Annotated in this window: 2 protein-coding genes; one reads left to right on the top strand and one right to left on the bottom strand. The window is 70.2% G+C overall.

The genetic code is table 11. From position 1 onward, the window contains the following. Nucleotides 1-26: 26 nt before the first annotated feature. Nucleotides 27-1,700 (bottom strand): extracellular solute-binding protein, encoded by a 1,674-nt coding sequence (locus AB0C29_RS44145; protein WP_360833747.1) that lies wholly within the window; start codon nucleotides 1,698-1,700, stop codon nucleotides 27-29. A 230-nt stretch (nucleotides 1,701-1,930) separates the two neighbouring features. Between AB0C29_RS44145 and AB0C29_RS44140 the strand changes: the two genes are divergently transcribed. Further along, a partial coding sequence (locus tag AB0C29_RS44140) for a helix-turn-helix domain-containing protein (RefSeq protein WP_360833745.1) occupies nucleotides 1,931-2,346 on the top strand: 416 nt, incomplete at its 3' end.

The following is a 2,346-nucleotide window of genomic DNA, read 5'->3' as shown; positions in this document are numbered from 1 at the left end:
AGCCGGCCGGCTGGCCTGATCGGCGCTCATTTACCGGCGTCGGCCAGCGCCGTGGCGAGCATCTGACGAGCCTCGTCGCCGCCGGCCGCGCGCCATTCCTTGACCACCGCGTCGAGGTCGGTCAGCGGGCGCCGGCCCCGGAGCATGTCGGTGATCTTGTCCTGGGTGGGCACGTTGGCCGCCTTGAACTTGGCCGGGAACTCGAACTTGAGGCCGTCCCACGGGTCCTTCTCCAGGTACTTGACCGTCTCGTTGGAGTAGGCCAGCACCTGCGGCACGAACTGCGGGGTCTGCGGGTACGGCGGCAGCACCGGGCTGCGGCCGCTGATGAAGAAGTACTGGTTCTGGATCTCCTTGAAGCCCAGCTCGGTCTTGACCGGGCCGGCCGCGTCGCGGGTGCTGTGCTTGCCGTCGACGCCGAACTCGCGCAGGTCGAACTCCTTGGTGCCGAACGGGGCGGAGCACCAGTTGATGATGCGCAGCAGCTCCTCGACCCGCGCCTTGCCGAGGCCCTTCTTGATGAACAGGTACGAGATGGGCTCGTCGTCACCCCAGGCCAGCGGGTCGCCGCCGGTGGCCGAGAAGAGCGGGACCGGCTGGATGTTGAAGCCCGGCGTGATCTTCTGCTGCTCGGCTTGCATCGGCTGCCACATGCCCGGGCCGTCCTGGTGGAACAGGATCTTGCCGCTCTGCAGCAACTGCTTGGCGTCGGCGCCCTTGCTGGCCACGATGTCGGGGTGCACGTAGCCAGCCTTGTAGAGCCGGGCCATGACCTCGACGGCCTGCCGGAACTCGGCCGTCTCGTACTTGAACTCGGGCGTGCCGTCGGCCTTGAGCCGCCAGCCCTCCTCGGTGCCCGGGGCTTTGTGGAACATCTGCACCATGGCGAAGATGTCGGAGTACGCCCACACACCCTTGCCCGGGTTGGTCACCTCCTTGCCGACGGCGAACAGGTCGTCGATGCTCTTCGGCGCGGTCACCCCGGCCTTGTCCAGCAGGTCCTTGCGCTGGAACAGGGCCCAGGGGAACGGGCCGTCGGTCGGGTTGGGCACGGCCATCAGCCGCCCGTTCCAGCACGACTCGCGCCAGGCCCCGGCCGGGAACGTGGCCAGCATGGGATAGGCCTGCACCGCGCTGCCCTGCAGGTACGGCGTGAGGTCCTCGAAGAGCGCGCCGACCGCGTCACTGAACCGGGCCAGCTTCTCGACCTCCCAGTTCGGTACGCAGAGCAGGTCGGGCACGTCCCGGGCGCCCAGGATCGCGCCGAGCTTGTCGGCGTAGGCCAGGCCGTCCTGCGCGCTGAAGTCGACGGTCGCGCCGAGCTCGGCGTTGATCGCGGTCAGGTAGGAGTTGCTCTTGCCCGACGGCGGTGCGGGCCCCCACACCGGGACCATCGCCCGGATCGCCGGTCCCCCGGTGCCGGGCTTCTCGGCGATGGCGTCGACCAGCTCGGCCGGGTACCTGGTGTAGCCGTCCGGGACCGGCCGGGTGCCCTTGATGTCGGGCTGGGGCATCCCGGGGAACGCCTTCTGCTCCGGGATCAGGGCGGACAGCTTGTCCAGGTTCTGCGTGGCGCCACCGCGGGTGGCTTTGTCGCCGCAGCCGGCCAGCGTGCCCCCGCTCGCGACGGCGACGGCGCCGAGGCCGAGCAGGCTCAGAAAGCCCCGGCGGTCGGCGGAGGGACCCGTGGGTGGTGTCACGACGTGCTCCTCGATAAACGGTCGACGGGAGCGACGGCCTCCCGCTAGAGTTTGTTTAGCTTGTAGCCAAACAAATTAGCCGACCGTCGATGGACCCACAAGAGCTGCCCGCGCCCGGGGCCGGGGCGGTGCGGCATGATGAACGGGCCGGCCGGGGAAGGCCGGCGGCGAGAGGCAGGACAGACGTGATCAGTACGCACGGCATGACGCGGCCGGCGGACCTGTCCGACGTGAGAACGACGAACCTGGCAGTCGTGCTGCGGTTCGTCCGGACCCATGCGCCCTGTTCGCGGGCGGACATCGCCGCGTCCACGGGCCTCAACAAGGCGACCGTCTCCAGCCTGGTCACCGACCTGCTGGAACGGCACCTGCTGCGCGAGACCGGCCTGACCGAGAACAGGATCGGCCGGCCCGCGTCGATGCTGACCCTGCAGAGCCGGCCGTACGCGGCCATCGGCATCGAGGTGGCCGCCGACCATCTGGTGGCGATCGCCGTCGATCTCACCGGCGAGCGGCTGCTGACGTGGCGGCGGGCGTACCCCGGGCTGGACGGCACACCCGGGCGGGCCGAGGCCGCCGTCGCGGCACTGGCCGGCCGGGTGGTGGCGAAGATGGCGGCCCAGGAGCGGAGGGTGCTGGGGCTGAC

It is taken from the genome of Actinoplanes sp. NPDC048791 (assembly GCF_040650095.1).
Lineage (GTDB): Bacteria > Actinomycetota > Actinomycetes > Mycobacteriales > Micromonosporaceae > Actinoplanes.
Note: the sequence above shows the minus strand (reverse complement) of the source record. Positions and strands in the feature narration are given on the sequence as shown.